The 21,005-nt window shown below is 73.2% G+C and carries 23 protein-coding genes; 15 read left to right on the top strand and 8 right to left on the bottom strand.

The genetic code is table 11. The annotated features are described in order from the left end of the window. Positions 1 to 127: 127 nt before the first annotated feature. Complete coding sequence (locus ABZY44_RS25730) at positions 128 to 823, bottom strand: glycoside hydrolase domain-containing protein (protein WP_356657714.1); 696 nt, start codon at positions 821 to 823, stop codon at positions 128 to 130. Between the two features lie 541 nt (positions 824 to 1,364). On the opposite strand from ABZY44_RS25730, the gene ABZY44_RS25725 reads away from it, so the two are divergent. Together ABZY44_RS25725 and ABZY44_RS25720 are read left to right on the top strand one after the other, a co-directional pair. Beyond that, positions 1,365 to 1,844 (top strand): Fur family transcriptional regulator, encoded by a 480-nt coding sequence (locus ABZY44_RS25725; RefSeq protein WP_356657712.1) that lies wholly within the window; start codon positions 1,365 to 1,367, stop codon positions 1,842 to 1,844. Positions 1,845 to 1,853: 9 nt separating this feature from the next. Further along, positions 1,854 to 2,822, top strand: a complete 969-nt coding sequence (locus ABZY44_RS25720; protein WP_356657706.1) for a folate-binding protein — start codon at positions 1,854 to 1,856, stop codon at positions 2,820 to 2,822. 39 nt (positions 2,823 to 2,861) lie between these two features. On the opposite strand, the gene dtd is transcribed toward ABZY44_RS25720, so the two are convergent. Beyond that, on the bottom strand, positions 2,862 to 3,287 hold the full coding sequence (gene dtd, locus ABZY44_RS25715; RefSeq protein ID WP_356657704.1) for a D-aminoacyl-tRNA deacylase: 426 nt from the start codon (positions 3,285 to 3,287) through the stop codon (positions 2,862 to 2,864). Between the two features lie 131 nt (positions 3,288 to 3,418). On the opposite strand from dtd, the gene ABZY44_RS25710 reads away from it, so the two are divergent. The 3 genes from ABZY44_RS25710 (at position 3,419) to ABZY44_RS25700 (ending at position 6,240) form a co-directional block, all read left to right on the top strand. Then, positions 3,419 to 4,039 carry an AmfC protein gene (locus ABZY44_RS25710; protein WP_356657702.1) on the top strand — a complete coding sequence of 207 codons (621 nt, stop codon included), beginning with the start codon at positions 3,419 to 3,421 and terminating at the stop codon, positions 4,037 to 4,039. Positions 4,040 to 4,175: 136 nt separating this feature from the next. Then, positions 4,176 to 5,441: a GNAT family N-acetyltransferase gene (locus tag ABZY44_RS25705; protein ID WP_356657700.1), complete on the top strand. Its 1,266-nt coding sequence runs from the start codon at positions 4,176 to 4,178 to the stop codon at positions 5,439 to 5,441. Between the two features lie 13 nt (positions 5,442 to 5,454). After that, positions 5,455 to 6,240: a putative protein N(5)-glutamine methyltransferase gene (locus ABZY44_RS25700; RefSeq protein ID WP_356657698.1), complete on the top strand. Its 786-nt coding sequence runs from the start codon at positions 5,455 to 5,457 to the stop codon at positions 6,238 to 6,240. A 77-nt stretch (positions 6,241 to 6,317) separates the two neighbouring features. On the opposite strand, the gene ABZY44_RS25695 is transcribed toward ABZY44_RS25700, so the two are convergent. Then, a complete protein-coding gene (locus ABZY44_RS25695; protein ID WP_356657696.1) occupies positions 6,318 to 6,683 on the bottom strand; it encodes a hypothetical protein in 366 nt (121 codons plus the stop codon). A gap of 107 nt (positions 6,684 to 6,790) precedes the next feature. Then, positions 6,791 to 7,852 (bottom strand): sigma-70 family RNA polymerase sigma factor, encoded by a 1,062-nt coding sequence (locus ABZY44_RS25690; protein ID WP_356657694.1) that lies wholly within the window; start codon positions 7,850 to 7,852, stop codon positions 6,791 to 6,793. Between the two features lie 229 nt (positions 7,853 to 8,081). Between ABZY44_RS25690 and ABZY44_RS25685 the strand changes: the two genes are divergently transcribed. The 6 genes from ABZY44_RS25685 (at position 8,082) to ABZY44_RS25660 (ending at position 12,223) form a co-directional block, all read left to right on the top strand. Beyond that, entirely contained in the window at positions 8,082 to 9,650 is a 1,569-nt protein-coding gene (locus tag ABZY44_RS25685; protein ID WP_356657692.1) for an MFS transporter, read from the top strand. Further along, positions 9,610 to 10,209, top strand: a complete 600-nt coding sequence (locus ABZY44_RS25680; protein WP_356657690.1) for a TetR family transcriptional regulator — start codon at positions 9,610 to 9,612, stop codon at positions 10,207 to 10,209. Before ABZY44_RS25685 ends, ABZY44_RS25680 begins: the two co-directional genes overlap by 41 nt. Positions 10,210 to 10,265: 56 nt before the next feature. Further along, a complete protein-coding gene (locus tag ABZY44_RS25675; protein WP_356657688.1) occupies positions 10,266 to 10,559 on the top strand; it encodes a DUF1330 domain-containing protein in 294 nt (97 codons plus the stop codon). Positions 10,560 to 10,668: 109 nt separating this feature from the next. Further along, complete coding sequence (locus tag ABZY44_RS25670; protein WP_356657686.1) at positions 10,669 to 11,160, top strand: helix-turn-helix transcriptional regulator; 492 nt, start codon at positions 10,669 to 10,671, stop codon at positions 11,158 to 11,160. 25 nt (positions 11,161 to 11,185) lie between these two features. Continuing rightward, positions 11,186 to 11,758: a hypothetical protein gene (locus ABZY44_RS25665; protein WP_356657684.1), complete on the top strand. Its 573-nt coding sequence runs from the start codon at positions 11,186 to 11,188 to the stop codon at positions 11,756 to 11,758. Positions 11,759 to 11,881: 123 nt separating this feature from the next. Further along, entirely contained in the window at positions 11,882 to 12,223 is a 342-nt protein-coding gene (locus ABZY44_RS25660) for a DUF2516 family protein (protein WP_356657682.1), read from the top strand. 67 nt (positions 12,224 to 12,290) lie between these two features. On the opposite strand, the gene ABZY44_RS25655 is transcribed toward ABZY44_RS25660, so the two are convergent. The 3 genes from ABZY44_RS25655 to ABZY44_RS25645 form a co-directional block, all read right to left on the bottom strand. Beyond that, on the bottom strand, positions 12,291 to 13,568 hold the full coding sequence (locus tag ABZY44_RS25655; protein WP_356657680.1) for a fused response regulator/phosphatase: 1,278 nt from the start codon (positions 13,566 to 13,568) through the stop codon (positions 12,291 to 12,293). Positions 13,569 to 13,954: 386 nt separating this feature from the next. Beyond that, positions 13,955 to 15,004: an NlpC/P60 family protein gene (locus ABZY44_RS25650; RefSeq protein WP_356657678.1), complete on the bottom strand. Its 1,050-nt coding sequence runs from the start codon at positions 15,002 to 15,004 to the stop codon at positions 13,955 to 13,957. Positions 15,005 to 15,154: 150 nt separating this feature from the next. Further along, entirely contained in the window at positions 15,155 to 15,964 is an 810-nt protein-coding gene (locus ABZY44_RS25645) for a class I SAM-dependent methyltransferase (protein ID WP_356657676.1), read from the bottom strand. Between the two features lie 209 nt (positions 15,965 to 16,173). Here ABZY44_RS25645 and mshA point away from each other — a divergent pair, with 209 nt between their 5' ends. Together mshA and ABZY44_RS25635 are read left to right on the top strand one after the other, a co-directional pair. Further along, positions 16,174 to 17,520, top strand: a complete 1,347-nt coding sequence (gene mshA, locus ABZY44_RS25640) for a D-inositol-3-phosphate glycosyltransferase (RefSeq protein ID WP_356657710.1) — start codon at positions 16,174 to 16,176, stop codon at positions 17,518 to 17,520. Further along, on the top strand, positions 17,513 to 18,022 hold the full coding sequence (locus ABZY44_RS25635; protein WP_356657674.1) for a YbjN domain-containing protein: 510 nt from the start codon (positions 17,513 to 17,515) through the stop codon (positions 18,020 to 18,022). Before mshA ends, ABZY44_RS25635 begins: the two co-directional genes overlap by 8 nt. Before the next feature lie 139 nt (positions 18,023 to 18,161). Here ABZY44_RS25635 and ABZY44_RS25630 read toward each other — a convergent pair whose 3' ends face one another. Further along, positions 18,162 to 19,508, bottom strand: a complete 1,347-nt coding sequence (locus ABZY44_RS25630; RefSeq protein WP_356657672.1) for an MFS transporter — start codon at positions 19,506 to 19,508, stop codon at positions 18,162 to 18,164. Positions 19,509 to 19,670: 162 nt separating this feature from the next. Here ABZY44_RS25630 and ABZY44_RS25625 point away from each other — a divergent pair, with 162 nt between their 5' ends. Then, positions 19,671 to 20,432, top strand: a complete 762-nt coding sequence (locus ABZY44_RS25625; RefSeq protein WP_356657670.1) for a phosphoglyceromutase — start codon at positions 19,671 to 19,673, stop codon at positions 20,430 to 20,432. 317 nt (positions 20,433 to 20,749) lie between these two features. Then, positions 20,750 to 21,005 (top strand): hypothetical protein (locus ABZY44_RS25620; RefSeq protein ID WP_356657668.1); only part of this gene is annotated, 256 nt, incomplete at its 3' end.

Genomic DNA, 21,005 nt, shown 5'->3' with positions numbered 1-21,005 from the left:
AGACGCTCGACTGGGAAACCCCAGCCGAGCGCCTCGCTAAGCTCCTCACAACAGCCGCATGACCAGCGGTGTTGCCACGACCCCTTGAATTCGCCCACGGCTGCCGGGGGCTCCTCGCGTCCCGTGGTCAGCCGGTGATCGCGACCGGTCCGTCCCAGGCGTTGCGGTCCACGGTCACGGTGGCGCCGCCGTACGTCTCGCGCTGGTTGACCTGGTACTGGTGCCCGCGCCGGTGCCCGGAGAACAGGCCGGCGGAGTACGGCCAGCTCCCGGCGGTGTCGGCGGCGCCGTCGTACTTGGCGTACCAGAGGGCCTCGGGCAGATCGGCCTCGCCGCGCTCGGCCGCCTTGGCGATGCCGGCGGCGCTGGAGGAGGCGAACCCGTAGAAGCCGGGCCGGTAGGACTTCGCCTTCACCGTCCGGTCGAAGGACTTGACGTAGGTGAGGACCGCGTCCGCGCAGGCCGTGTCGGCGGTGCTGTACGCCTCCATGTCCAGGTAGAGCGTGCTGCCCGCCCGCATGCCCAGCGCGGAGGCCTTGGCCACCGCGTCCGCGCCGTCGGCCGCGCCCAGCGACTGCGCCGTGGCGGCGGTGATCTTCTCCGGGCTGGAGCCGGTCTGGCACGGGGGCTGGGCGCCGACGTAGAGCGGGATCAGCTTCCAGCCGGCCGCGCTGACCGTGCTCACCCAGGAGGCGGTGAGCTGCGGCTGCGCGCAGCCGCGGTTCTTGCCGCCGACGTAGACGGCCACGGCCCCGTACGGGGAGGTCCCGCGCCACGCGTTCATCGTGGCGGCGGACGGCGCGGTGCAGGTGTCGAAGGCCAGCCCGGTGAAGGAGCCCCCCGAGGAGGAGCCGGCCGGGGCGCCCGCCGGGGCGCCCCCGCCCGGAGCCTTCGGGTCGCCCGGGGCGGCGGAGGCCGTCCCCGACGCGGACGCGGAGGCGCCGGGGGAGGCCGAAGCGGAAGGGGATCCCGAGGCCGATGCGGAGGCGGAGGCCGAAGGGGAGCCGGAGGGTGCCGGGGAGGCGGTGGCCGTCCCCGGTACGGAGGCCGGAGCCTCCGCGTCCGCGGCCGCGGTACGCGGTGCGTCGGCGGGCCCGCCGCAGCCGCTGAGCAGCAGGGTTGCCGCGGCGAGGAGGGCGGCGGCGGTCACCGCGGCACCGGGCCGGGGGGTGGAAATGGACACGGGGTTCCTTACCGGGCAGCACGGGAGGGGCACGCGAACTCCGGGAGATCGCGACGCATGCCTATCATCCGATCGGAACGCGCAGACAGTTGGGGTGGCGGGGACCGCGGCCTACACTGGCCGGGTGGTGACCAGCGACAGAACCGAGAGCACCAACGCCAGCACCCGGACGGCCGCCGGCATCGCCGGAGCGGACGGCGGCGACTGGAAGAGCGACCTGCGCCAGCGCGGGTACCGCCTCACGCCGCAGCGCCAACTCGTGCTCGAAGCCGTCGACGCCCTGGAGCACGGGACCCCGGACGAGATCCTCGCCGAGGTGCGCAAGACGGCCTCCGGGGTCAACATCTCCACGGTCTACCGCACGCTGGAGCTCCTGGAGGAGCTGAAGCTCGTCTCGCACGCCCACCTCGGGCACGGGGCCCCGACGTACCACCTCGCCGACCGGCACCACCACATCCACCTGGTCTGCCGCGACTGCGCCGACGTCATCGAGGCGGACCTGGACGTCGCAGCCGGCTTCACGGCCGAGCTCCGGGACACCTTCGGCTTCGAGACCGACATGAAGCACTTCGCGATCTTCGGACTCTGCAAGAAGTGCGCGGCCCCCCACCGCGACGGCCGGGCCGCGAAGACTCCTCAGGAGGCCGCGGGAGGGTCGTAGGCTGGGGGCATGACCAGCAGCCCCTTGCTCCATCTCCCCGGCGCCGTACCGGCCGAAGGCCGCGACGAGGGCGTCGCCGCCCACTACGGAGAGCTGTACGGAGAACAGCGCGCCCTGGCCGACGGACGCGGCTTCGTCGACCTCTCCCACCGCGGGGTACTCACCGTCACCGGCCCGGACCGGCTGAGCTGGATGCACCTGCTGATCACTCAGCACGTCACCGAGCTCCCGGCGGGCCAGGCCACCGAGGCGTTGATCCTCTCAGCGAACGGCCACATCGAGCACGCGCTCTACCTCGTCGACGACGGCGAGACCCTGTGGATGCACGTCGAGCCCGGCACCCAGGAGGCGCTCCTCTCCTACCTGGAGTCGATGAAGTTCTTCTACCGCGTGGAAGTCGCCGACGCCACCGCCGACTTCGCCCTGGTGCACCTGCCGGCCGGCTCCACCACCGAGGTCGCCAAGGAACACGCCGTGCGCGAGACCGCGTACGGCCGCGACGTCTTCCTGCCCCGCGCCGAACTGGAGGCCTTCGCCGCCACCCACGGCCCGGCCGCCGGCCTGCTCGCCCACGAGGCCCTGCGCGTCGAGGCGCACCGGCCGCGGCTCGGCCTGGAGACCGACCACCGCACCATCCCGCACGAGCTGGGCTGGATCGGCACCGCCGTGCACCTGCAGAAGGGCTGCTACCGCGGCCAGGAGACCGTCGCCCGCGTCCACAACCTGGGGAAGCCGCCGCGCCGGCTGGTCTTCCTGCACCTGGACGGCTCCGAGGTGCTGCTCCCCGCCCACGGGGCGCCCGTACGCCTGGCCGCGGACGGGCAGGAAGGCCGCCAGCTGGGCTTCGTGACCACGGCCGTCCGCCACCACGAGCTCGGTCCGATCGCGCTCGCACTGGTCAAGCGGAACGTCCCGGTGGACGCGCCGCTGCTGGCCGGCGACACGGCCGCCGCGCAGGAGGTCGTCGTAGCGCCGTAGCGCCGTAGCGCCTGCGCTACGGCGCGGGCGCTCGCGGCACTAGATGTCGATGACGATGGTGAACGGGCCGTGGTTGGTCAGCGAGACCCGCATCTCCGCTCCGAACCGGCCCGTCTCCACCGTCGCGCCCAGTGCCCGCAGCTGCGCCACGAGCTCGTCCACGAGGGGTTCGGCGACCGGGCCGGGCGCAGCCGCGTTCCACGTGGGCCTGCGGCCCTTGCGGGCGTCTCCGTAGAGCGTGAACTGGGAGATCACCAGCAGCGGCGCGTTCACGTCGCTGCAGGACTTCTCCGCCTCGAGGATCCGCACCGACCACAGTTTGCGCGCCAGCAGCGCCGCCTTTTCCGGGGTGTCGTCATGGGTCACCCCCACCAGCACGCACAGCCCCTCGCCGACGATCTCCCCGACGGTCTCGCCGGCCACCACGACGCTCGCGCCGTCCACCCTCTGCACCACTGCTCGCATACCACCTGTGTACCAGGCGTGCACCCGTCCGGGGCCGATCGGGTGGAGTGGGACTGCATCGGCACCACCGGGAGTGGCACGATGCAAGCAGGCGGTGCCTCCAGCACCGGTCGAGGGGACGGACACGAACGATGAACACTTCTGGTACCTCCGCACCTGCACCCGCTGCACCCGCTGTACCCGGTGAACCCGTGGTGCCCACCGACACGTCGGTCCTGCGCCCGCCCGCGCAGCGCACCGCTTCCGGGACCGGCACCGGCACCGGAGAGGCCGCGCCGACTCCGACCACCGCGCTCGGCCTGCCGGAGCTGCGCACGCTGCGCCGCGACGCGCAGCGCGACGAGGCCGACCTGAGCTACGTACGGCGGCTGCTCCAGGGCCGCATCGACATCCTGCGGGCCGAGCTCGCCCGGCGGACGGATCCGGAGACGCCGGTCGTGGACCGGCTGTCGGAGATCCTCGCCGACGCCCCGTCCACCCGCAGCGCCTCCGCCCGGCACGTCACGCTCGGCACCCCGCACGGGGAGGAGTACCGGCTGCTGGCCGCCGAGATGCTGTCCGACGTGGAGCTCTCGGACCTGGGCGCGCGGACCGACGGGGAACTGCACGAGGGCCTGGGCCGGCTGGTGCGCTACGAACAGCAGGTCTCGCGCCGCCGCCAGCAGCTCCAGCGCACGGCGGACGACTGCAGTGCGGAGATCACCCGGCGCTACCGCGAGGGCGAGGCCCAGGTGGACGACCTGCTGGCCTGAGCGGGGCGGGGCGGTACGCGGCGCCGCAGGCGTACGCGCCCGACGCAGCCGTACGCGGCGGGCCGCGCGCGGCGGGTCCGCGCCCGGCGGAAAAACCGGGCGACGCGGTGCGGCGGGCGGATTAGCGTGGGCCGCTATGAACGCTGACGCGGACGTGGACGTCCGGCCGATCGCCGAATCAGAGATCCCCGAGTGGCTGCGAGCCCTGCACACCGGCTTCCTGCGCGCGGACACCGCGACCGAGAGCGACGTGGCCCAGTGCGCCGAGTACGGCGACACGGCCCGGACGCTGGGCGGGTTCGACACCGCCACCGGCCGGTGCGCGGCGACCCTCCGCTCCTTCTCCCAGGAACTGACCGTGCCGGGCGGGGCGTTCGTGCCGTCGAGCGCCGTCACGAACGTCACCGTGCTGCCGACGCACCGCCGGCGCGGACTGCTGACACGGATGATGGCCGTCGAGCTGGCCGCCGCGAAGGCGCGCGGCGACGTGGTGTCGACGCTGATCGCCGCCGAGTACCCGATCTACGGGCACCACGGGTACGGGCCCGCGGCCTCCGTCTCGGAATGGGAGATCGACGTACCGCGCACCGGACTGGACGCGCGCCGCCGTCCGTCCGGCCCCGCCGGGCGGATCGAGCTGGTGGACCAGGACGAGGTCCGGAAGGTGGGACCCGAGCTGCACGAGCGGGTGCGGACGCTCACGCCGGGCGCGGTCAACCGCGATCAGCGGTGGTGGCGGTTGACCACCGGCGTCGAGGAATGGTCCCACCGCCCGTTCAAGGAGAAGTTCAACGCCGTGTACCGGACGGCGTCGGGCGAGGTGACCGGCCTGGTCTCCTACGTGTGCGCCGACCACTGGACGGACGGGAAGGTCCCGGAGAACACCTTGCAGGTGCGGCAGTTGCTCGCGCTCACCCCGGACGCGGAACGGGCGCTGTGGGAGTTCCTGTGCTCCATCGACTGGGTGCTCAAGATCCGCACCGGCTTCCGGGCCCCCGACGACCTCGTCGCCCGGCTGCTGCCCGACGCCCGCGCCGCCCGTGTGGTGACCCACGCGGACTGGCTGTGGGTGCGGCTGCTGGACGTCGTACGGGCCCTGAGCGCGCGGACGTACGCCACGCCGGGGGTCCTCGTCCTGGAGGTCGAGGACCGGGCCGGGCTGGCCGACGGCCGCTACCGGCTGGACGCGGGCGCGGGGGACTGCGTACGGACGGACGAGCCGGCCGATCTGCGCCTCGGCGTCGGCGCGTTGGCGGCGCTGTACCTCGGCGACGAGTCGGCGGTGCGGCTGGGGGCACTCGGTGAGATCGCCGTGGCGGACGGCGCCCGGCCGGGGGCGCTGGCGCTCGCGGACGCGGTGTTCCGTACGCCCCGGCGCCCGTGGTGCCCGGACGTCTTCTGAGAAGGGGAAAAACATGACGACACCTACGACACCCGCGGCACCGGCGGCGCTGGTGGAGCTCCTGCGCGCGGCGGGCTGCGTCTTCGCGGAGGAGGAGGCGGAGCTGCTGCTGGCGGCCGCCGAGGACGAGGGGCACCTGGCCGCACTGGCGGCCCGGCGGGTGGCGGGCGAACCGCTGGAACACGTGGTCGGCTGGGCGCAGTTCTGCGGTCTGCGGATGGAGGTCGGGGAAGGGGCCTTCGTGCCGCGCAGGCGCAGCGAGTTCCTGGCGCAGGAGGCGGTGGCCTCGGCCCGCCCCGGCGCGGTGGTCGTGGACCTGTGCTGCGGAGTGGGCGCGCTGGGCGCGGCGGTGGCGGCCCAGGTCCCGGGCGCCGTACTGCACGCCGCCGACATCGACCCGGTCGCGCTCGTGTACGCCCGTCGCAACGTGGCCCCGTACGGCGGGCAGGTCTGGGAGGGCGACCTCTACGCGCCCCTTCCGGCCGCGCTCCGGGGCCGGGTGGACGTCCTCGTGGTCAACGCCCCCTACGTCCCCACCTCCGAGCTGGGGCTGCTTCCGGCGGAGGCCCGCGACCACGAACCGCCCGTCTCCCTGGACGGCGGCGCGGACGGCCTGGACATCCACCGCCGGGTGGCGGAGGGCGCCCCGCCCTGGCTCGCCCCGGGGGGCCGGCTGCTGATCGAGACGAGTGCCCGCCAGTCCTCCGTCACGGCGGCGGCCCTGGCGGCGGCGGGCCTGTCCGTGCGGGCGGTGACCTCGGAGGAGTACTACGCGACGGTGGTCGTCGCGACGGCGTAGCGGACCGGGCGGCGGCCGACGGCGCCCGGCCCCCAACCCGCTGCCCTCGCCCCTCTGCCCTCGCCCTCGTCCCCGGCTCAGACGGAGAACTGCGTGCGGCTGAGCGAGACGCACACGGCGACGAAGACGACGACCCACAGGGCCACGGTGCCCAGGAGTGCCCCGCCCGCCGTCCAGACCCCGGGGCGGCCCTTCGCATTGCCGCAGACCCAGCCGATCAGGGCCCCGAGGGAGGGCACGCCGGCGATCAGCAGGGCGGCGTGCTCGAGGCCCTGCTTCGTCCGGTGATTGCCCCGCCAGTCGGATCCGCTCTTGTGCGCGAGGGCGCTCTGCGCGCTGTGGTACCAGAAGAGCACCGGGGGCAGCAGGAGCAGGGCGGTCACGCAGAGGAGCACGACGGGCGTGCGCCAGTTCTTCGGAGTCGGTGCGGAGGAGTCGGTCACGCGGCGATCATGCCCCTGGGCACCGGTCCGCACCATCCGTACGGATACTCAGTTCGCGCTCCGGTCGGGCGGGAACGGGACCGCCTCTCGAGAGCGGGACCACGTGCTCAGGCGTCGGCGCCGGGTCGGTCGTCCTCGCCCAGCCGGTCCGGCAGACCGAAGCGCGGGAAGAGGCGCTCGGTGTCACGGAAGGCCGCGATGCCGCTGATCCGGTCGCCGGAGAACGCGAGGACGTGAAGGGCCCACGGCACGTATCCGACGCCGTCCGGGTGGGGGCGGTACTGGCCGAAGGCGGGGGAGCCGTTCGCGGCGGTCGGGACCAGGCGCGAGCCCCGGCAGCCGATCGCGGGGCCGGTGAGCCACGCCCGGATGTCGGGAGCACCGCGCATCCACTGCGCGTACGGGGGCAGGCACAGCGTGGCGTCCAGGTGCAGGAGCATGTTCAGCTCCTCCATGTCGTAGCGGGAGAAGGCCGTGGCGTACCGCTCGGCCAGCACGCGCCGGACGCTGACGTCGGACGTCGCGGCGGACGTCGCGGCGGAGGTCGCGGCGGAGGTCGCGGCGAACGGCCCGGCGGCCGGCCCGTCCGTCGCGCGGCGGCCTGCCAGTGTGGCCCGCGCCCGCTGCAGCGCGCTGTTGGCCGAGGCGACGGTGGCGCCGTGCAGGTCGGCGACTTCCCGCGCCGAGAAGCCCAGGACGTCGCGCAGGATCAGTGTGGCCCGCTGCCGGGGCGGCAGGTGCTGCAGCGCGGCGACGAACGCCAGCCGCACCGACTCATCCGCCGTCGCGGCCGCCTCCGGATCACCGCCGGGACAGGGCTCGACCCACAGGACGGCGTCCTGCGGGGGCGCCGGCGGCGTACCGCCCTCGCTCGGGCCGGACAGGTCCATCGGCAGCGCCCGCCGCTTGCCCGAGGCGAGGGCGTCCAGACACACACGGGTGGCGATCCGGTACAGCCACGTCCGCACCGCGGACCGGCCCTCGAAGCGGTCGATGCTCCGCCACGCCCGGACCAGCGCCTCCTGCACGGCGTCCTCGGCCTCGGCGTAGGACCCCAGCATCCGGTAGCAGTACCCGGTCAGCTCCCCCCGGTACTCCTCGAGCTCCTCGGCCGACGCGTCGGCCGCCCCCCTGTGCCGCACGTCCCCCGTGTCCTTCACGTCCCCCATGACGCACTCCTTCGCAGAGCCGGTTCAAGATCGTTTACCTGGCGCTTCACTGTAGGGCCGGGCCTACGAACTGCGGAGTGATTCGCTCGGGGGTGCAGGGGTGCAGGGGTGCAGGGGTGCAGAGGTGCAGGGGCCGCAGGGCTGCGGGTCTGTCGGCCCACGCCCCTTGCGAGGTGAATGGCGTTCACTTACGTTGGTGAACGCCATTCACCTCGGAGAGGGTCCCGCTGTGCCCGCTGATGCGCATCCGTCGACGGCTCCGGTCGCCGACCGTGGCGTCCTGGCCGTGCTGGCGGCCGGCGGCATCGTCACCACGCTGGTGCAGACCGCGGTCGTGCCGCTGCTGCCGCGGTTGCCCCGGCTGACCGGTGCGGCTCCGGTCGACGTCGGGTGGGTGGTCACGATCACCCTGCTGACCGGTGCGGTCGCCACCCCGCTGCTGGGGCGGGCCGGGGACATGTACGGCAAGCGGCGGATGCTGCTGCTCGCGCTCGGGGCGCTTGCCGTCGGATCGGTGGTGTGTGCGTTCGCCTCCACGCTTGCGTGGCTGCTGGCGGGGCGGGCGCTGCAGGGTGTGGGGGCGGCGGTGGTGCCGCTGGCGATCAGTTTTCTGCGGGGTGTGCTGCCGCCGCGGCGGACGGGTTCGGCGGTGGCGCTGATGAGTTCGACGGTGGGCATCGGTGCGGCGCTCGGGCTGCCGCTGGCCGCGCTGCTGGTGGAGTACGCGGACTGGCACGCGATGTTCTGGGCCATGACCGTGCTCTCGACGGGCGTGCTCGCCCTGGCCTGGCGGCTGCTGCGGGAGGAGCCGGTCCGGTCGCCGGGGCGTTTCGACCTGCCGGGGGCGTTCGGGCTGAGTACGGGGCTGGTGCTCTTGCTGCTGGCGCTGTCCAAGGCGGGCGAGTGGGGCTGGGGCAGTCGGCGGACGCTGGGACTGTCGGGGGCGGCGCTGCTGATCCTGACCGGCTGGACCGCGCACCAGCGCCGTGCGCCGCGGCCGCTGGTGGACGTGCGGCTGGCGACGCGTCCGGAAGTGCTGCTGCCGCACCTTGCCGCGCTGCTGGCCGGATTCGCCTTCTATGCCAACTCCCTGGTCACCGCGCAACTGGTACAGGCGCCCCGGGTCACCGGGTACGGGCTCGGGCTCTCGGTGGTGGCGGCGGGCGCCTGTCTGCTGCCCAGCGGTGTGATCATGGTGCTGTGCGCCTCCCTGTCCGCTCGCATGTCCGCGGCCCGCGGGGCCAAGGCCACCCTCGCCCTGGGCACGGTGGTCATCGCGGCCGGCTACGGTCTGCGCTTCGCCGACAGCCGTCAGCTGTGGGCGGTCATCGCGGGCGCGGCCGTGGTCTCGGTCGGCACGGCGCTCGCCTACTCCGCACTCCCCATGCTGATCATGCGGGCGGTGCCGCCGGAGCAGACCGCCGCGGCGAACGGCCTCAACGTCCTGATGCGCACCATCGGGCAGGCCTTGTGCAGTGCGGTGGTGGCCACCGTGCTGGCCCAGCACACCCGTCTGTTCACCGACCCGCCCGGCGCGGCCGTGGCGGCGCCGACCCTGGACGGGTACCGCACGGCCTTCGCCGCAGCGGGTGCGGTCGCGCTGCTGGCCTGCGCGGCGGCCTGCCTCATCCCGCGCCCGCCGCGGCCCGCGCTGTTCCCCCTCCAGGAGACCGAACCAGATGCCCGACCCGAACCCCGCCTCCCCTCGCAGGGCCCGCCCGCGGACGACGTCCCAGAAGCAGCCGGCCCCAGCGCCGATGCCCGGCTCGGGCCCGGACCGGCCGACACGACCGCGTGACGCCGACGCGCGCCGCACGGACATCCTCGACGCAGCCCGGCGGGCCTTCGCGCGCCACGCCTACGCCGACACCACCATCGCCGCCATCGCCGCCGACGCGGGCGTCAGCCCGGCGCTGGTGATGAAGTACTACGGCACCAAGGAGCACCTGTTCACCCAGGTCTTCACCTTCGACGCGGACGCCTCCGCCCTCTTCGACGCCCCCCTGGACCGCCTCGCCCGGCACATGGTCCTGCACCTGCTGGCCACCCAACGCGGCCAGACCCGCGACCCGATCCTGCGCATCGCCTTCTCCCGCCACCACCTGGAGCTCGGCGGGCAGGCACGGGCCAACTTCCGCGCCCAGGTCATCGACGCCCTCGCCGCCCACCTCCCCGGCCCGGGAGCCCCGCTGAGGGCGGAGATGGCCATCGGCGTGCTGCTCGGCCTCGGCGCCCTCTACGCGACCGTCCAGGCCGACCGGCTCACCCGGCTCGACCCCGAGGAGGTCGCCGACCTCTACGTCCCGCTGCTGCAACCCCTGCTCCGCGGCGACTCCCCGGACCTCGCGTCCGAATGAGCCCATCCTGCCGCCGGCGAACGTCGGCAGAGAACTTCACGACACTGGAGGATTCCATGGCCAAGGGCTACTGGGTCAGCGCCTACCGCACCATCTCCGACCCCGAGAAGCTGGCTGCCTACAACGAGCTGGCCGGTCCGGCCGTCCGGGCCGCGGGCGGACGGCTCCTCGCCCGTGGTGGCCGGGCCGTCGCACACGATGCCGGAATGGCCGAACGCACCGTCCTGATCGAGTTCGACAGCTTCGAACAGGCCGTCGCCGCACGCGAGAGCGAGGCGTACCAGGAGGCGCTGGCCGCCCTCTCCGACGGCGTCGAACGCGACTTCCGCATCATCGAAGGCCTCGACTGATCGAAGGGGGACGCTCGTTCGGATCACCCACAGCTGTACCGCACCGCGACCCGCGAGCTATTGCAAGCGCCTGCTTGCAATAGTTAGCAAGGTGCGGCAGGATCGGAGCATGGCATCGCTCAACGTCGGAAATCTCGGCGAATACCTGCGCGAGCAGCGGCGGCAGGCGCAGCTCTCGCTGCGGCAGCTGGCCGATGCGGCCGGGGTGTCGAACCCCTACCTCAGCCAGATCGAGCGCGGGCTGCGCAAGCCGAGCGCGGACATCCTCCAGCAGCTCGCCAAGGCGCTGCGGATCTCCGCCGAGACGCTGTACGTGCAGGCCGGAATCCTGGACGAACGGGACCGGGACGAGGTCGAGACGAGGGCCGTGATCCTCGCCGATCCGTCGATAGGCGAGCAGCAGAAGCACGTGCTGCTCCAGATCTACGAGTCCTTCCGCAAGGAGAACGCCGCCGAGGCGCAGGCGCAGGCGCAGGCGCGAGCCGAAGCCGATGCCGATGCCGACGGCTCCGGGGGCGCTGTCGCCGCCGATGGCTCCGACGGCACCGAAGGCTCCGGCGGACCCGATGCCGATGATGCCCAGACGCACCACACGAACTGAGACCGTGATCCGGGAGGACCACCACATGGCCATCGCCGATGACCTGAAGAAGACCCTCACCGACCCGACCCCGCTCTACTTCGCCGCCGGCACCGCGGACCTGGCCGTGCAGCAGGCCAAGAAGGTGCCCGGCCTGATCGAGCAGCTGCGCGCCGAGGCCCCCGCGCGCATCGAGGCCGTGCGGAACACCGACCCGAAGGCCGTCCAGGACAAGGCCAAGGAGGCCCAGGAGGCGGTCAGCGCCAAGGTCGCCGAGGTGTTCGGGGCGATCGACGCCAAGAAGCTCGGCGAGACCGCCCAGGACCTGGCCCTGCGCGGGGTCGGCGTGGCCGCCGAGTACGCGGTCAAGGCCAAGGAGGCCTACGACAAGGTCGCCGAGCACGGTGAGCAGGCCGTACGGGCCTGGCGCGGCGAGGTCTCCGAGGAGATCGTCGACATCGCCGTCGTCGTCGAGCCGGAGTCCGGGACCAAGTCCGCGCCCGAGCCGGTGGCGGCCGGGCGGAGCACTTCCGCAGAGGAGAAGCCGGCGCCGAGGAAGGCCGCCGCGCGCAAGGCCCCGGCCAAGAAGGAAGCCCCGGTCACGGCCGACGAGAGCTGAGTACGACGCGACGGACCGGGCACCTGAGGGGCGTCCGGTCCGTTGGTGTTTGCGAAGGCGGCTCTGCCGGTAGCTTGGAAACGGACGGCATCCGGGGTACAGGCGTGAGAAGGCGGTCAGGCGATGTTGATGGACGAGTTCGACAACGGAGTGCGCCCGCTCCTCGGGTACGCCATGCTCGGGCTCGCCGTCGCGGCCTTCGTGCTCGCGCTGCTGGCCCGTGAGGACGCCTACCGCGCGGCCGACAAGCAGACCAAGACCTTCTGGCTGGTCATCCTCGGCGTCACCGTCCTCGCGGACTTCTTCCTCGGGATGATCTTCCTGGAGGTCGCCGGCCTGGTCGCCAGCATCGTCTTCTTCGTCGACGTGCGCCCCGCGCTCAAGCAGGTCTCGGGCGGTGGCGGCCGGCGCAGCGGCGGCAGCAGCAGCGACGGGCCGTACGGGCCCTACAACGGCGGCCGGTAGCCGGGAAGCCGGTAGCCGGCGGGGGGCGGTCGTCGGCGGGTGTCGGCCTACGCCGGTCCGCGCGGGCTCAGCTTTCGTCGCGCGAGAGCAGGACGACGGCGACGTCGTCGGTCAGTTCCCCGCCGTTGAGGCGGCGTGCCTCGGTGACCGCGGCCTCCAGCAGGCCTTCGCCGCTCAGCCCCGAATCCAGGTGGCGGTTGATCATCTCGACCATGCCGTCCTGCCCGAGGCGTTCGCGCCCGGGGCCGATCCGGCCCTCGATCAGGCCGTCGGTGTACAGCATCAGGCTCCAGGCGCCGCCCAGCTCCACCTGGCGGCGCGGCCACCGGGCCCTGGGCAGCAGACCGAGCGCGGGGCCGTTGTTCTCGTACGGGAGGAGCCGCGCGGGGCGGCCCGGCCTGGATATCAGCGGCGCCGGGTGGCCCGCCAGGCACAGGCCCGCGCGACGTCCGTCCGGGGCGATGTCCACCGTGCAGAGGGTCGCGAAGATCTCCTCGCAGGGGCGCTCGACCTCGAGGACCTCCTGGAGGGTGGCGAGCAGGTCGTCGCCGCACAGCCCGGCCAGGGTCAGCGCGCGCCAGGCGATGCGCAGCTCGACCCCGAGGGCGGCCTCGTCCGGGCCGTGGCCGCAGACGTCGCCGATCATCGCGTGGACGGTGCCGTCGGGGGTGCGGACGGTGTCGTAGAAATCTCCGCCGAGGAGCGCGCGGCTGCGGCCGGGGCGGTAGCGCGCGGCGAAACGGAGGTCCGAGCCCTCCAGGAGCGGGTGCGGGAGCAGGCCGCGCTCGAGGCGGGCGTTCTCCTGGGCCCGCAGTTTCGATTCTGCAAGCTTGTACTGGGCGATGTCCGCCCGTTTTCTCTCCACCGCGTAGCGGATGGCGCGGCTGAGGAGCCGCCCGTCGAGCTCGTCGCGGAAGAGGAAGTCCTGGGCGCCCACGCGCACCGCGTCCGCGGCGCGTTCCGCGTCGGCCTCGGAGGTCAGGACGAGGACGGCGTGCTGGGGGGCGATACGGAGCACCTGGCGCAGGGCGGCGAGCGGATCGTCGGCGGCCGCGGAGCCGGCCGGTCCGGCGGAGCCGTGGGGGAGCGCGAGGTCGAGCAGCACGCAGTTCACGTCGGGCGTGAGCAGGCGGGCGGCCTCGGTCAGGTTACGGGCGCTGCGCAGCCGGATGCGGTGGCCGTCGGCGTCGAGTATCTCGGGGACGGTGAGGCCGCCGGCCGGGTCGTCCTCGATCACCAGCAGGGTGAGCGAGGCCGGGCCGGACAGGCTCCCCGAGCCGGTCTCGGCGGTCAGGACGTCCCTCTGCCGGGGTACGGGGGCGGGCGGGGGTACGGATGCGGGCATCGTTTCCGGTTCCTTCCCGACCCTCGGGGGTGCGCTCGTCCGGGCGACCCTAGCGGGCAGGTGGGGCGAGCGGAATGCCGGGCCCGGAGGGTGGCTCTGTCATATGCCGTTATCGCGGGGGAAAGTCCACGTCGGCGATGACCAACGTCACGGCGGTGCCGCACGGTGTCCCGCCCACCGAGAGGTCGGCACGGGCGGCCGGGCGCCCCGGCCCGGCGCCAGATCCGGAGCGGATCCTCCCGGCTCCTGGCTCCCGACTCCCGGCTCCCGGCTCCCGGCGGGGGCCGGGAGCCGGGAGCCCTGGAAGCCCGGAGCCTGGAACCGGAACCCGGCCCCGCCCCATGAGCCGCTCCCCGCTCCCCGCTCCCCGTCCGCCGCGCTCCCGCCTACGCGTCCGGCCGGACCACGGCCTTGATGGGCATCGAGCCCGCGCCCGCCAGGGTGACGTTGCGGCCCGGACGCGGGGCGTGGACGATCGCGCCGTCCCCGACGTACAGCCCGACGTGGCTCGCGTCGTCGAAGTAGATGATCAGGTCGCCCGGGCGCATGTCCTTGATCGCGACCTTCGTCAGCCGCAGCTGCTCCTGAGAGGTGCGCGGGATCGTCCTGCCCGCCGTCCGCCAGGCCTGGGAGGTCAGGCCGGAGCAGTCGAAGGTCTCAGGTCCCTCCGCGCCCCACACGTACGCCTTGCCGATCTGCGCCGTCGCGAACTGCACGGCCCTCCTGCCGGCCTCCGAGGTCGCCGAGCCCGCGGCGCCCTTCAGCGCGCCCGACGACAGCCACGCCGTCTGCGCCTTGTACTGCGCTTCCTGCTCGAGCTGCAGCAGCTTGGCCTTCTGCTCGGCCTCCAGCTTGCTCTCCAGCTCCTCCGCGGCCTTGATCTTCTCCTCGATCTGCTTCTTCGCGCCCTCCTGCTTGAGCCGGTTGGCCTCCAGCAGCTCCCACTGCGCGCTCGCGTCCTTCGCGTACTGCTGCAAGTCGCTCTGGGTCCGGTTCAGTTCGGAGAGCAGGTCCGAGGTCGCCTTCTCGCCCTGGCGCAGCCGGTCCGCCCCGTCCAGGAACTGCGAGGGGTTGTTGCTCATGGCCAGCTGCGTGCCCGGCGGCAGCCCGCCCGACCGGTACTGGGCGCGGGCGGCCGCGCCCGCGCGGCTCTTGAGACCCGTGATCCGCTCGTTGCCGGCGACGACCAGATTGGCGATCTGGACGATCTTCGCGGACTGGGTCCTGGTCTCGCTCTCCGCCAGGTTGTACGCGTCCGTGGCGGTCCCGGCCTCACGGTAGAGGCCCTCTATCTCCGTGCGGACCTGCTCCAGGGACTTGCCCACCGGGGGCTCGGGCGCCGCGAACGCGGCGCCGACCCCGAAGCCGGGCGCGCTCAGCAGCGCCGTCGCGCACAGCAGTGTCAGGGCGATCGAACCCCGCCGTCGTGTCCCCATGGTCCCCCCTGGCACCAGATGACTATTCGTCAGTAACTTGTCATTGCCTTCGGGATGGTGCCACGAGTAGGCGAATTCCAACACCCTTGTGGATATTGACCCGAACCGTCCCCACGGCCCCCGCCACCACGTCGCTCCCCGCCGGCCACCTCACCCCACCGGACTCAACGCGTCCCACCGCACCGTCAGTTCCCCCTGGCGCCACCGCGCCGGCCCGTCCGCCAGCGGCCAGTGGGCGGCCAGGGCCCGCGCCGTCCGGATCCAGCGCTGCCGCGCCCCGTACGAGGCGTAGGGCGCCGCGGCCGCCCACGCCCGGTCGAAGTCCCGCAGGAACGCGTACACCGGCTCGCCCGGGACATTGCGGTGGATCAGCGCCTTCGGCAGCCGCTCAGCCAGGTCCGAGGGGCGCTCCAGGGAGCCCAGCCGGGTGGCGAAGGTCACCGTGCGCGCCCCTTCGGGCCCCAGCGCGACCCACACGTGCCGCCGCCCGATCTCGTCGCAGGTCCCCTCCACCAGCAGTCCGTCCGGGGACAGCCGGGAGCACAGCCGCTCCCAGACCTCCGCGACCTGCTTCTCGTCGTACTGGCGCAACACGTTCGCCGCACGGATCAGCGCCGGCCGGATCCCGCCCTCCAGCGGCACCTCGAAGCCGCCGTGCCGGAAGATCAGGCCCTCCCGCTCGTAGGGCTTCGCGCCCGCGACCCGCGCCGGTTCGATCTCGATGCCGACCACCCGCACCCCCGGAGCCGCCTCCCGCAGCCGCGCCAGCAGCTCGACCGCCGTCCAGGGCGCGGCCCCGTAGCCGAGGTCCACCGCCACCGGCGCGTCCGCGCGCCGCAGGACCGCCCCGTGCGTCGCCGCGATCCAGCGGTCCATGCGGCGCAAGCGGTTCGGGTTCGTGGTCCCGCGGGTCACGGTGCCGACGGGGCGACGTGGGGGAGGGGCGGAGCGGGAGGCCATGAGCAGAGAGTAGGCGGAGGACTCCCGCCCGATAAAAATCCGGCAAACAGCGCAGGAAAGCTTCCGCCCCCGGAATGCGGGACGAGGCCGTACGGGTTGCACTCCTAGAAGAGCGCCGACGTCGCTCCCCGAGCCATGCCGTCCGAGCGAGAGGAACTGCTCCCTTGAGCCAGTACGTGTCCCGCCTCGGCGGCAGCATCGGCGGCCGGATCGCCGCGGCCGCGGGCCGCTCCGCCACCCGCTACGACCCGCCGCGCCTGCGCCTGCCCGCCGTCGGAGGCCACCGCAAGCCGCGACGCGTCGCCATGCTCAGTGTCCACACCTCACCGCTGCACCAGCCCGGCACCGGCGACGCCGGCGGCATGAACGTGTACATCGTCGAGCTCGCCAAGCGCCTCGCCGCGATCAACATCGAGGTCGAGATCTTCACCCGGGCCACCACCGGCGGCCTGCCGCCCGTCGTCGAGCTCGCGCCCGGAGTCCTCGTACGGCACGTGGACGCGGGCCCCTACGAGGGCCTCGCCAAGGAGGAGCTGCCGGCCCAGCTGTGCGCCTTCACCCACGGCGTCATGCAGGCGTGGGCCGGCCACCGCCCCGGCTACTACGACCTCGTCCACTCCCACTACTGGCTCTCCGGCCACGTCGGCTGGCTCGCCGCCGAGCGCTGGGGCGTCCCGCTCGTGCACGCCATGCACACCATGGCCAAGGTCAAGAACGCGGCGCTCGCCGAGGGCGACACCCCCGAGCCGGCCGCCCGCGTCATCGGCGAGACGCAGATCGTCGTCGCCGCCGACCGCCTCATCGCGAACACCGCCGAGGAAGCCGACGAACTCGTCATCCACTACGAGGCCGACCCCGCCAAGGTCGCCGTCGTCCACCCCGGCGTGAACCTCGACCGCTTCGCCGTCGCCGACGGCCGGGCCGCCGCGCGCGCCCGCCTCGGGCTGCCGCGGGACGCCGTCATCCCGCTCTTCGCGGGCCGCATCCAGCCGCTCAAGGCCCCCGACATCCTGCTGCGGGCCGTCGCCGAGATGGTGGACCGCGAGCCCGCGCTGCGCTCCCGGCTGTTCGTACCCGTCGTCGGCGGGCCCAGCGGCAGCGGGCTCGCGAAGCCGGAGGGACTGCAGAAGCTGGCCGCGAAGCTCGGCATCGCCGACCTCGTGCACTTCCACCCGCCGGTGGCGCAGGACGCGCTCGCGGACTGGTTCCGGGCGGCTTCCGTGCTGGTCATGCCCTCCTACAGCGAGTCCTTCGGACTCGTCGCCATAGAGGCCCAGGCCACGGGCACCCCGGTGCTGGCGGCCGCCGTCGGCGGGCTGCCGGTCGCCGTCAACGACGGCGTGACGGGCATCCTCGTACCCGGGCACGACCCCGTGGACTACGCCCGCGAGCTGCGGCGCTTCGTGGACGACCCGGCGCTCTCGCAGCGGATGGGCGCGGCGGCCGCCCGGCACGCCCAGTTCTTCGGCTGGGACACCGCGGCGAGCGGCACCGCGGACGTGTACACCGCGGCGATGCACGACCACCGCCGTCGCGTACGCTCCCACCATGGCTGACGCCCAGGGCAGGACCGACGCGAGCACCGCCGAGATCATCGAGGCGGTCCTCACCGGCGCGGAGCTGGGCTGGGAGAGCCCGTCGCCGGGTACGTACGTCGTCCAGCTCCCCGGCACCCGCAAGCTGAGCACCACGTGCTCGCTCAAGGCCGGCAAGCACTCCCTGTCGGTCAACGCCTTCGTGATCCGCCACCCCGACGAGAACGAGGCGGCCGTCCACCGCTGGCTGCTGGAGCGCAACCTCAAGCTCTACGGCATGGCCTACGCGGTCGACGCGCTCGGCGACGTCTACCTGACGGCCCGCCTCCCGCTCGCCGTGATCACCCCGGACGACCTGGACCGCCTGCTCGGCACGGTCCTGGAGGCGGCCGACGGCGCGTTCAACACGCTGCTGGAACTGGGCTTCGCGAGCGCGATCCGGCGGGAGTACGAATGGCGGGTCTCGCGCGGAGAGTCCACCCGGAACCTCGACGCGTTCAAGCACCTGACCCAGCCGTCCTGACACGGACCCCGCTGATGCGGCGCCCGCTGGTGCCGCCCCGCTGACACGGGCGTGCCGACCCGGCCCGACGAGGGCCCGATCGGCACGGCGGCCCGCACCCTCACCCGTGTCCGTGTCCGGCCCCCGTCCGCGTCCGCGCCTACGCCTCGGCGGCGGCCGCGGTCTTCGCCACGGGAACCGGGACCAGCTCCGTCGGCGCCGCCACGGCCGGGACCACGGCCGGGGCCACCGCCGGGGCCACGGCCGGGGCCACGGCCGGGGCCACGGCCGGGGCCGCGCCGGCCTCGGAGAGCCCCCGCATCAACAGCCAGTACCCCAGCGCCGCCACCATGCCCAGCGCCGCCATCGAGGTCCACAGCCAGGCCGCGCCGTAGTGCTGGATCACGAAGCCCGCCATCAGCGGAGCGACCAGCGAGGCCACCGCCCACGACAGCGTGTACATGCCCTGGTAGCGGCCGCGCCCGTGCAACGGGGAGAGCCGTGCGACCAGCCCCATCTGCGTCGGCGAGTTGATGATCTCGGCCAGCGTCCACACGCAGACGGTCAGCGCCAGGCTCCACACCGAGCCGCCGAAGGCCGTCAGGGCGAATCCGTACCCGGCCAGCAGCGCCGAGACGACCAGCAGCTTCTGCGGGTCCCGGCGTTCGATGAGACGCGTGACCGGGATCTGCAGGAGCACGATCAGCAGCCCGTTGACACCGATGACCAGGCCGAAGTCGGCCGTGGAGAACCCGGCCGCGCTCATCGCGAGCGGCAGTCCGAAGGACCCCTGCATGAAGATCAGCGAGATCAGGAACGACAGCCCGACCACACCCATGAACCGGCCGTCCCGCAGCACCGTCCCCAGCCCGGTCGCCGGCTCGGCGGCCGCCTTCTCCGCCTCCGTCCGCACGGGCCGCGACTCCGGCAGCTTGACGTACACGAGCACCGCGCAGGCCAGCGTCAGGGCCGCCTCGCCGAGGAACCCGGCCAGGTAGCTGTACTCCGCGACGAAGCCCGCCGCCGTCGAACTGACGGCGAAGCCGAGGTTGATGGCCCAGTAGTTCAGCGCGAAGGCGCGTACCCGGTCCTCGGGACGGACGATGTCCGCCATCATCGCCTGCACCGCGGGGCGCGAGGCGTTGGAGGTCATGCCGACCAGCAGAGCCACCCCCGCGATCGCCGCCGGATGCTGCATGAAGCCGAGGAGCGCCACCGAGAACGCGGTCGACGCCTGCGCCGCGACCAGCGTGGGCCGCCGGCCCAGCCGGTCCGTCAGGACCCCCGCGACCACCGACGAGACCACACCGCCGAGGCCGTGGAGAGCCACCACGAGTCCCACGAACGAGGCCGAATAGCCCCGCTCCAGCGTCAGGTACAAGGTCATGAAGGTGGCGACGAAGGCCCCGAGCCGATTGACCAGCGTGCTCGTCCAGAGCCACCAGAACTCGCGCGGCAGGCCCGACACGCTCTCTCGAGCGGCCCGCCTCAGACTGGCAACGGACATACGGAATCCCCCCGGCGATGTAAGTACCCCTCTTCGAGTTCGCACCCTACGGATATCAGGCTTGCGGAGCCACTGGATTGACGGCTGCCGTCAATCGGGGGCCCTCCGGACGTCGTGTACGACGCGCGCGGGCGGCCGGGCGCGTCCATTAGGCTCGTACGCATGGCCGACGCACCGTACAAGCTGATCCTCCTCCGCCACGGCGAGAGCGAATGGAACGCGAAGAACCTGTTCACCGGCTGGGTGGACGTCAATCTCAACGAGAAGGGCGAGAAGGAGGCGGTCCGCGGCGGTGAGCTGCTCAAGGACGCCGGCCTGCTCCCCGACGTCGTGCACACCTCGCTCCAGAAGCGCGCGATCCGCACCGCGCAGATGGCGCTCGAGGCCGCCGACCGCCACTGGATCCCGGTCCACCGCTCCTGGCGCCTGAACGAGCGCCACTACGGCGCCCTCCAGGGCAAGGACAAGGCCCAGACCCTCGCCGAGTTCGGCGAGGAGCAGTTCATGCTGTGGCGCCGCTCGTACGACACCCCGCCGCCGGCGCTCGAGGACGGTACGGAGTTCTCGCAGTCCGAGGACCCGCGCTACGCCTCGATCCCGCCGGAGCTGCGCCCGCGCACCGAGTGCCTCAAGGACGTCGTCGTCCGCATGCTGCCGTACTGGTACGACGCGATCGTCCCGGACCTGCTCACCGGCCGCACGGTCCTGGTCGCCGCGCACGGCAACTCCCTGCGCGCCCTGGTCAAGCACCTCGACGGCGTCTCCGACGCCGACATCGCGGGCCTGAACATCCCGACCGGCATCCCGCTCTCCTACGAGCTGGACGCCTCCTTCAAGCCCCTCAACCCCGGCGGCACCTACCTCGACCCGGCCGCCGCGGCGGCCGCCATCGAGGCCGTCAAGAACCAGGGCAAGAAGAAGTAGCCAAAGCGACCATGCCCCCGACCTGCGCACACGGCGCGGATCGGGGGCATTCGTCTGCCCGCGCTGGTGTGATGACCGCAGACCGGCCGCCGCCCCGGGACGGGACGATCCTCCGGCTACTGCCCGGATCGTGACTCGGTTCTCGCCGGGCTCGCGGCTTCTCGCTGTCCGCGTTCAGGCCTGCTCACGGACCTCTAGCCACGCGTTCCCGTGTCATGACGGGGCACGTCGGCCTCACGCCTACTTGGAGTGCGGTCGCGCCGGAACGACGGCGCGGCCGGACAGGAGAACCGACTCAGACGCATCAAGGAGCAACCATGTCCCACGACCTCCACACCCCGGCGGCCGCCCAGTCCAGGCGGCGGGCCTCGCGCTACGTGATGGCGCTGACCTCGGCCGCGTTCATATCCGGCGTCATTGCGCTGCCGGCCACCGCGGTGACCGCGCCGGCCGGCCGGCCTTCGGCCACGGACGTCAGCTCCGCGGCGGAACCATGTCCGCCGGGCTACGTCTGGCGTGACGCGTGGGACGGCGACGCCCTGTGCGTCACCCCGGCGGAGCGCCAGCGGGTCC

Origin of the sequence: Streptomyces sp. NPDC006544 (genome assembly GCF_040611715.1) — a bacterium.
In the GTDB taxonomy this organism is placed as follows: domain Bacteria; phylum Actinomycetota; class Actinomycetes; order Streptomycetales; family Streptomycetaceae; genus Streptomyces.
The sequence above is the reverse complement of the archived record's forward strand: the minus strand, read 5'-3'. Positions and strand labels throughout refer to the sequence as shown.

Coding starts and splice junctions, on each gene's coding strand:
- ABZY44_RS25635 (WP_356657674.1), top strand. CDS start 17,513: ATGGCTGACGCCCAGGGCAGGACCGACGCGAGCACCGCCGAGATCATC.
- ABZY44_RS25625 (WP_356657670.1), top strand. CDS start 19,671: ATGGCCGACGCACCGTACAAGCTGATCCTCCTCCGCCACGGCGAGAGC.
- ABZY44_RS25660 (WP_356657682.1), top strand. CDS start 11,882: ATGTTGATGGACGAGTTCGACAACGGAGTGCGCCCGCTCCTCGGGTAC.
- ABZY44_RS25705 (WP_356657700.1), top strand. CDS start 4,176: ATGAACGCTGACGCGGACGTGGACGTCCGGCCGATCGCCGAATCAGAG.
- dtd (WP_356657704.1), bottom strand. CDS start 3,287: ATGCGAGCAGTGGTGCAGAGGGTGGACGGCGCGAGCGTCGTGGTGGCC.
- ABZY44_RS25680 (WP_356657690.1), top strand. CDS start 9,610: ATGCCCGGCTCGGGCCCGGACCGGCCGACACGACCGCGTGACGCCGAC.
- ABZY44_RS25650 (WP_356657678.1), bottom strand. CDS start 15,004: ATGGGGACACGACGGCGGGGTTCGATCGCCCTGACACTGCTGTGCGCG.
- ABZY44_RS25675 (WP_356657688.1), top strand. CDS start 10,266: ATGGCCAAGGGCTACTGGGTCAGCGCCTACCGCACCATCTCCGACCCC.
- ABZY44_RS25630 (WP_356657672.1), bottom strand. CDS start 19,508: ATGTCCGTTGCCAGTCTGAGGCGGGCCGCTCGAGAGAGCGTGTCGGGC.
- ABZY44_RS25720 (WP_356657706.1), top strand. CDS start 1,854: ATGACCAGCAGCCCCTTGCTCCATCTCCCCGGCGCCGTACCGGCCGAA.
- ABZY44_RS25645 (WP_356657676.1), bottom strand. CDS start 15,964: ATGGCCTCCCGCTCCGCCCCTCCCCCACGTCGCCCCGTCGGCACCGTG.
- ABZY44_RS25690 (WP_356657694.1), bottom strand. CDS start 7,852: ATGGGGGACGTGAAGGACACGGGGGACGTGCGGCACAGGGGGGCGGCC.
- ABZY44_RS25655 (WP_356657680.1), bottom strand. CDS start 13,568: ATGCCCGCATCCGTACCCCCGCCCGCCCCCGTACCCCGGCAGAGGGAC.
- ABZY44_RS25665 (WP_356657684.1), top strand. CDS start 11,186: ATGGCCATCGCCGATGACCTGAAGAAGACCCTCACCGACCCGACCCCG.
- ABZY44_RS25710 (WP_356657702.1), top strand. CDS start 3,419: ATGAACACTTCTGGTACCTCCGCACCTGCACCCGCTGCACCCGCTGTA.
- ABZY44_RS25670 (WP_356657686.1), top strand. CDS start 10,669: ATGGCATCGCTCAACGTCGGAAATCTCGGCGAATACCTGCGCGAGCAG.
- ABZY44_RS25700 (WP_356657698.1), top strand. CDS start 5,455: ATGACGACACCTACGACACCCGCGGCACCGGCGGCGCTGGTGGAGCTC.